At 65.9% G+C, this 7943-nt stretch carries 4 protein-coding genes; all 4 read right to left on the bottom strand.

Features of this window, described 5'->3' with window-relative positions; genetic code table 11:
- On the bottom strand, positions 1-4399 hold a 4399-nt coding region (locus BM060_RS31005; protein WP_074986248.1), incomplete at its 3' end, for an RHS repeat-associated core domain-containing protein.
- Positions 4399-5136, bottom strand: a complete 738-nt coding sequence (locus BM060_RS31000; protein WP_074986246.1) for a DUF4123 domain-containing protein — start codon at positions 5134-5136, stop codon at positions 4399-4401. The genes BM060_RS31000 and BM060_RS31005, both read right to left, overlap by 1 nt.
- Positions 5126-7168, bottom strand: coding sequence for a type VI secretion system Vgr family protein (locus tag BM060_RS30995; protein ID WP_074986243.1), 2043 nt, complete (start codon positions 7166-7168; stop codon positions 5126-5128). Before BM060_RS30995 ends, BM060_RS31000 begins: the two co-directional genes overlap by 11 nt.
- 116 nt (positions 7169-7284) lie before the next feature.
- Positions 7285-7803, bottom strand: a complete 519-nt coding sequence (locus BM060_RS30990; protein WP_043269424.1) for an Hcp family type VI secretion system effector — start codon at positions 7801-7803, stop codon at positions 7285-7287.
- Positions 7804-7943: the final 140 nt, after the last annotated feature.

The following is a 7943-nucleotide window of genomic DNA, read 5'->3' as shown; positions in this document are numbered from 1 at the left end:
CACCGTTATCAAACTGACTCAGATGATTTTTTATGTATTCTGATGAAAGATACTCACTTGGATCTGGTCGAGCTCCTTTAGGAATTGTCGTAATTTCTTCAATTTTCGCCGTTGTCAACGGAGGAGAGGCGTTAAGACAGTCTCCATGTGTACTAGCCAACCCCAACGGATCCACCCACCCCGTCGGGTTAGGCACGTACTGGTAGTGGTTCAATCCACCCGCCAGCTTGATCGGGTCCGGGGTCAGGAAACGGCCGGTGTTGGGATTGTAGTAACGATGCCGGTTGTAGTGCAGGCCGGTTTCCGCGTCGTAGTACTGCCCCTGGAAGCGCAGCGGGTTGTCGATTTCCGCTACTTCCAGGCGGGCGACGTTGCCGTAGGCGCGGTAGCGGGCCGACCAGAGGATTTCGCCGCCGTAGCTGGTCAGTTCCTGCGGAGTGCCCAGGTGGTCGAGCTGGTAGTAGAAGGGCTCGGCCTTCAGCGGGCCTTCGCCGTCCAGCATGGCCAGCGGGCGGAAGCTGCCGGGTTCGTAGACGTAGCTGCGGTAGCGGCCTGCGCCGCTTTCGGCGACCAGGCGGTCGCCCTGCCAGATGAATTCGGTGGTCTTGCCGTCCACTTCCTTGGCGATGCGCCGGCCGAAGGCGTCGTATCGGTAGCTGACCTGGCGGCCATCGGGCAGTTGCACGCCCACCAGGCGGTGCTGGCTGTCGTAACGGTACTGGGTGACCAGCTTCTGCCCGGCGCCGCGGCGTTCGCGGAGCAGGTTGCCGTAGGCGTCGTAGTCGTAGTGGCAGTCCCCCTGCATCAGCAGGCGGTTGCCCTGTACGTTGACCCGCCGTGGGTCGCCCTGCTGGGCATTCTGGGTCAGCAGGTTGCCCGCCGGGTCGTGGGCGAAGCTTTCCGGCAGGTCGCCGCGCACGGCGACCAGGCGGTCCAGCGGGTCGTAGTGGTAACTGCGCGCGCCCTTGCGGCTGTCTTCGACGCTGGCGAGGTTGCCGCCGGCGTCGTAGCTGTAGCGCCGCTGGTATAGCGCGCGCTCGCGCTGGCTGACCTGGTGGGCGAGAAGCCGGCCCTGTTCGTCGTACTGGTACTGGCTGAGCAGTTGGCCTTGCTGGCGCTGGCGTTCCCGGCCGAAGCTGAACTGGTGGCTGGTCAGGCGCTGGCCGTTCAGGTCGATGGCGCTGAGTTCGCCGCCCGCCCGGTGGCGGTAGTCGAGGGTGCTGCCATCCGGGAGCCGGCAATGGCTCAGCCGCCCCAGGGCGTCATAGCCGTATTGCAGGGTCGCCCAGCCCTGGTGTTCGCGGGTCAGGCGGTTCTGCAGGTCGTACTCGTAGGCCAGCGGCCATTCGCCGTCGTCCACTCCCACCAGGCGGCCCAGGGCATCGTAGCGGTAGTGGACCTCGCTGCCGTCGGGCTGCGTTCTGACCAGCAGGCGGCCCGAGGCGTCGCGCTGGTAGCGGGTGACGAGTTCGCTGCCGTCCTCGCCATACTCGGTCTTCTCCAGCAGGTGCCCGTTGAGGTCGTAGGCATAGGCGCAAGTGCGCCCGTCGAAACCGGTTTCCCGGCTGATAAGACCGCTGGGGTGGTAGTCGAGGCGGTACAGCTCGCCACGCTCGTTCTCGATCTCGCTGAGCAGCAGCCGGGCGTTGTCATAGCGGTAGCGCAGCTGGCTGCCGTCGGGGTTGATGCGCCGGGTGACGAGGTGCAGGCCACCGTCGTATTCGTAACGGGTCACCCGGCCGAGCTCATCGCGCTCCGCCGTCACCTTGCCGTAGGCGTTGTATTCGTAGTCGCGGCTGGCGCCCCCCGGCAGGGTGACCTGGCGCAGGCGGCCCAGGGCATCCCACTCGAACCGGGTGACGGCGCCCTGCTCGTCCTGGCGGGTGATCTGGCGGCCGAATACGTCATAGCGATAGCGGCGCGCGCCGCCATCCGGCAGGCGTTCCTCGATCAGTTGGCCCAGGCCGTTCCAGAGCAGTTGGTGGCTGCTGCCGTCGGGATGCTGGATTTGCAGCAGGCGGCCGCGTTCGTCATAGCGGAAGAAGGTGGAATGGCCGTCCGGATCGGTTTGCTGGATGACGTCGCCCTGGGCATTGCGGCGGTAGCGCCAGTTCGCCTTGCCGCGCTCCACGGCGCTGACGAAGCCGTCGCGGTACTCGAAGCTGGTGGGCTCTTCCTCCGGCGGCACCAGGGCCACCAGGTGGCCGGCCTCGTCGTAGTGGTACTCGGTCACGGCCCCAAGGGGATCACGCTCGGCCACCAGTTGCCCCTGTGGGTTGTAGGCCTTCTCGTGTACCGCGCCGTCGGGATCGACCTGGCGTACCAGGCGTGCGTTGCCGTCGTGGACGAAGACCTGGCGGCCGCCATCGCTCTGGAGCAGGGTCGCGGTACCCGCTTCGTCGTCCCATTCGAACTGGAAGTCCAGGGGCTCGATGCTCGACCACTGGCGCACGCAGCGAGCCTGCTTGCCGGCGCCCTCCCAGGCCCAGTAGAAGCTGGCGCCGCCGGCCAGGTGGCGTTCGAGGATCACATGCTGTTCGTCGTAGCGGTAGCGCTCGACTTCGCCAAGCGCATTGTGCGCCTCCAGCAGTTGGCCAGCGGTGTTGTAGACGTAGCTGGCCAGTGTCTGCACGCTGCGCCAGGAGGCCTCCTCGGTGTCCGCCGGGACCTGCTGCTGGTATTCCACGGCCTGGATGCGGCTCTGCTCATAGCGGAACGCCAGGGCCCGACCGGCGCCGTTGCTCAGGCGGCTGATGCGGCCGGCGAGGTCGCGGCCGACGTGAAGGCGGTTGCCGTAGGCATCGCTGATGGCGACCAGGTCGCCGCCCTTGCCGTCGTGGCGGAAGTGGTAGAAGCGCGGCTTGTCGCCCGCCTGGGCCAGGACGAGTTCGGCCGGGTCGGCGCCGATGAAGATGGCGGCCTTCGACAGCCGGTTATGGATGGCGGGCCGCTGCCGGTCCGGCAGCGGGAAGCGGGTGCGGCGGTTTTCATGATCGACCCAGGTCACCTGCCCATCTTCGATCAGCAGGCGATGAGCCAGTCCGTGGCTCCAGCCGTACCCCAGGCCGTGGTCGACCTCCACCGCGCTGGTGCGGTACAGGCGACTCCAGACGAAAGGCAGCAGGCCATCGAGGTTGGCATCGTCGAGCGTCAGCAGTTCCTCGCCGGTGACCATGGAAACCGGTTCGCCACCGGTGCAGGTTTCCTTGCACGCCTGGGCCGGCCGCTCGTTGGGCGTCGTGGCCTGGCGGTCGACGTTGGGCCGGGCATCGACTTCGCGCAGCGTGCTGTTCTTGCGCGCATCCCAGACCAGTTCCGCCTTGCCACGCTGGACGCCGCTGGCGATGCCGCGGGCGGCCACCACACGGTATTTCTCGATGTAGTCGAGCACGCCTTCGAGGATGCCGAACACCGATTTGACGAAACCGATGACGGCATCGACCAGACGCTTGCCGTACTTGGCCAGGCGCACCGCCAGGTAGGCAATGCCCGTCCCCTCGACCGCGACGGTCAGGACGATGGCGATGAGGATGTCGATCAGCACGGAGACCAGGATCCGCGAGATTTCCTTGGCAGCCGTACCGGCTATCTGGCTCGGCGGCAATGCGGAAAGCCAGAGGGTCGCGCTGCGCAGCAGCAGGTAGAGCACCGCCTCGTCGCTGGCCAGGAGCATCACCCGGGCCATCTTCTGCGGCGCGCTCTTGGCCAGGGCGGCCAGTTCGCTGGCCTTGTCGCCCAGCATGTGGGCGTACTTCATCGGGTCCTGGAGGATCTCGAAGATCAGCTTGATGCCTTCCCAGACATCCTTCACCGCCTGCCAGCTGCCTTCGAGGATGCCGGTGCCGGCGGCCGACAGCACCGACGATACGCCATGGGCCTGCCATTGCGGCCTGAAATCGGCCCACTGCCCACGCAGCCAGGTCTCCAGCTGGTTCGTCAGGCCGTCGTAGCGGCTGAACAGTTCGTCGACCTGTTGGGCACTGACCGCGGAGTTCACCTGGATGGAGTACCACTTGCCGGGCTGCCCCTTGAAGCTGGCCTTGCCGTCGTCGCCCAGGGTCAGGGTCTGCTGCAGGCTATTGTCGTCCCGGGAGCGGACATCTACCTGAATGCGCCCCAGCGGCACCTCGTAGGCCGACTCGAACTTGCTCTCGATTTCCAGGATGCCGCTGAGCGGACACTGCGCGACCAGACCGAAGTCGCTATCGCCCAGGCTCACCGACTTGCTGCTGGAACCGGCCCGGATGCTGCGCTCCATACCCAGCAGGGATGGCAGGTCCGTCGCGCGGCTACCGGCATCGGCCGCCCGGGCGTACCAGCTCTCGGTCATTTCGCGGTATCGGGTCAGGCTGTTCCTGAAGTCATTCAACTCCTGTTCGATTACGGCAATCTGGTCCATCAGTTGAGCTCCAGCGCCAGCTGCTCCAGCAGGGCGTTCTTGAGAGTGGCGACGTCACTGCCGCGGCGGGCGAGATGGGCGATCTTCAGCCGCAGGTTCGCCTCGGGCAGGCAGTCACAGAGGTCGGGATGTTCTTCCTGCAGCCATTGCAGGAGGTTGGCGGACAAGGTGCTGCTGTCCTCGCGCGCCAGGCTGTCCAGCAGTGCCTGTGGCGGCGTCCACCAGGGGAAGGGCCGCTCGGGCGGCAGCACCGCCTCGGATGCCTGAAGGGCCCGGCCGTTTATCAGATAGCGATCGAACATCGGCAGCAGGGTCGCGGCATCGGTACCGAGGAATGTCAGGATCGGCAGGAGATGCCGTCCATCCCAGAAGCGGAAGAACACTTCGTTGCCTTCCGGCATCCTTACCTGGGTCAGGCTGCGCAGGTGCCCGAAGATGCGCTCGGGGTCGCCGCTGGAAACGGCCAGCCACCCCCAATCCTCGGCGTCGGTCTCGCCGACCCAATCGAGGAAACTGCCGTCAATCTCTGGTTCGACGAGATAGGGCATCACCTCTTGCCAATCGGCGTAGGGCGTTCCCTGCCAGAGCGGCCGCAGCGCCCGATGCATGCCCTGGCGGTTCCAGGCGCTCAGCGGGACGGCCGCGCTGACGCTGCTGAACACGCCATACAGCCGCTCGCCTTCGGCCAGCGGCTTCGCGGCCAGCCATTCACGTGGGGCAAGGCGTTCAGAAGACACAATGGCCCTCCTTGCACTTCTCGCATTCCTCGCAGAAGGGCGCGCTGCGCTTGAAGGTATTGATCTGCGCCGGGGTCAGGAGGAACCCGGGCCGGTCGGCATCAGCCTGTTGGAGCAGGCCCGGCAGCAAAGGAGCCGCCGCCGTGCCCGTGCCGGGGCTGCCTCCACTGTTGACCCGTACCGTGGCGCCGCTGAGGGTGACGCCAGCGCCGTCCAGCTTGACGAAACTGCCGCCGGCCTTGAGGGTCAGTTCGCTACCGGCTTCCAGCACCACCTTGAGTCCGGCGGAGAGGTGGATTTCCTGACCGGCCTCGATGAACTGGCCATTACCGAGCTTCAGGTGCTGGTCGTTGCCCACCGAGAGGTGGTCGTCGGCGCGCACCTCGACCTTGCGGTCGCCATGGGTGGTGCGGTGCTCCTCGGCCTTGAACTCGCTGTAGGCGTTGGCTTCCACCGTGTCGTGGCGTTCATGGCCGACGCGGATCTTCTGGTCGTGCTCGATGTTCTCGTCCCAGTCGCGCTGGGCATGCAGGTAGATCTGTTCCTGGCCCTTGCGGTCCTCGATGCGCAGTTCGTTGTAGCCACCGCCGCCGGGGCTGGAGAGCGTCTTGAACAGGCTGCGGGTCTTGTTCGCCGGCAGCTCGTAGGCCGGCAGGTGCTCGGCGTGGTACAGGCAGCCGCTGATCAGCGGCTGGTCCGGGTCGCCTTCGAGGAAGGTCACCAGCACTTCCATGCCGATGCGCGGGATGGCGATGGTGCCGTACTGCTTGCCGGCCCAGTTGGAGGCCACGCGCAGCCAGCAACTGGTCTTGTCGTCGGCCTGGCCTTTTCGGTCCCAGTGGAACTGCACCTTGACCCTGCCGTAGCGGTCACAATGGATTTCCTCGCCCTTCGGCCCCGTCACCACGGCGGTCTGGCTGCCCAGCACGCGCGGCTTGGGATGCGCCAGCGGCGGGCGGTAGGGCACGTCCCAGGGCGTGGCGAGGAAACGGTTGCGGTAGCCTTGGTGGAAGTCGTCCTTGCCGTCGCGGGCGTCGCTGGTGACCGACTCTTCCAGCACCTGCGGCTGCTTGCCTTCGTGCAACACTTCGGTGAGCAACCAGAGGTCGTTCCACTCATCGCGCGGGTGCTCGCGCAGGGGCAGGAAATGGCCGCTGCGCAGGCTCGGCTGGTCGCTGCGGCCCTCGGCCTGGCGGTAGTCGGCGCGGTGCCTTTCCAGGCTGCGCTGGCTCAGCAGTTTGCCGCGCTCGCGCTCGGTGAAGCGGCCGGGGTAATCGTAGTCCTCGAGGTCCGGACGACTGTCGCTGCGGGCCATGCTTTCCAGTTGCAGCCTGGGCTTCTCGAAGTCGTAGTCGCGGCGGCTGACGCGGGCGGTACGGGTTTCCAGGCGCTGGCCAAAGCGCTTGATCACCGGCAGGTCGGCAACCAGGCCGGAGTCCTGCTGGTAGGCCACCGGGGCCAGCTTGGGGAAGGCCGTCTGGTCGTCGCCGAACACCAGCAGGTGCCCGTCGGGGCCGTGCTCGAAGTGGTAGTGGAGGCCTTCCTCTTCGCACAGGCGCTGGACGAAGTGCAGGTCGCTCTCGTCGTACTGGGTGCAGTAGTCGCGCGGCGGGTAGACGGTGGGGCCGAGCTGGAAGCGCTGGGCATCGGCGAGGATGCCGTGCTCTTCCAGCACCTGGGTGATGATCTGCGGCACCGTCAGCTGCTGGAAAATGCGCTGGTTATGCCGATGCGCGAGGTAGGCCAAACGTGGCACCAGGCTCACTTGGTAGCGGGTCAGGCGCTGGCCGGATTCGCCCTGGGCCACCCGGTGCAACTGGCCATGGATGCCGTGGCCCTGCCCCAGGTCCAGGTAGGCGCCCTTGTGCAGCAGGCTTTCCAGGTCCAGGTCGGGACGTTCGCTGACCAGCTCGATGTCGAAGCGATAGGGTTGGTTCAGGGCTTCGCGGCCATGGAATTCGAGCACCTGCAGGTCGCTGTCGAGGCCGTCGATATTCAAGCTGAAATGGGGCTGGTTGGCCGGGGCGAACATCCTATGTTCCTCTGCGCGGAGGGCCTGCCCGGCAGTTGCCGCAGCGCCGGCTCAGGCCTGGAAAAGACACATCGGCCGGAAACCCGGCCGATGTGAACAGCACGTGTCGCGACCGATCAGGAGGCGATCGGGGTGCGCCAGTCGTCGGAACCGGAGGTACCGGAAACCTCATGGGTCCAGACGATCTTGCGGTAGGTGAAGTAGACGTCTTCCAGGTGGGTGAAATGCGCCATGTTCGGGTCCTGGCAGTTCGGCATGCGCGACTGCACGTCGACGATCACCGCGTCTTCCAGTTCGATGGTGAAGTAGTGCTCCTGGGTGCCGGTGGAGGAGGTGCGGTACCACTCCAGGCGGCACTTGTTCAGGCGCTCGCCGGAGGTCAGAGCGTTGAAGATCAGCGGCGAGGACTTGTCGAAGACCTTGGTGATCATCAGCGGCTTGTGCACGCGCTGGCCGGTCGGCTGGCCGGACTGCGGGTCGCGCGGGATGATGACCTGGTGGTTGAACGCCTGGACCAGGACCTGGTCTTCGTGGCCTTCCTGGAAGATGTTGCCGACCGAGTCCTCGGTGAAGGTGCCGGCGGTGATCAGGCCCTGTTTGGTGCCTTCGAGGGACAGATACGCGGGTGTTGGCATGAAAGCTCTCCTTGCCGTGTGAGTTGATGGCCCCGGGGTTCACGACCCAGTGGGTGGCCGGGCTATAACAATTTGCGTGCCAAACACTTCTCAGCGCCCGGAATACAAGGCTTGCGATAAAGCAGCCATTGTTTTTGAAC

The organism is Pseudomonas citronellolis (genome assembly GCF_900112375.1).
Taxonomy (GTDB): Bacteria; Pseudomonadota; Gammaproteobacteria; order Pseudomonadales; family Pseudomonadaceae; genus Pseudomonas; species Pseudomonas citronellolis.
Note: the sequence above shows the minus strand (reverse complement) of the source record. Positions and strands in the feature narration are given on the sequence as shown.

Coding starts and splice junctions, on each gene's coding strand:
- BM060_RS30995 (WP_074986243.1), bottom strand. CDS start 7,168: ATGTTCGCCCCGGCCAACCAGCCCCATTTCAGCTTGAATATCGACGGC.
- BM060_RS30990 (WP_043269424.1), bottom strand. CDS start 7,803: ATGCCAACACCCGCGTATCTGTCCCTCGAAGGCACCAAACAGGGCCTG.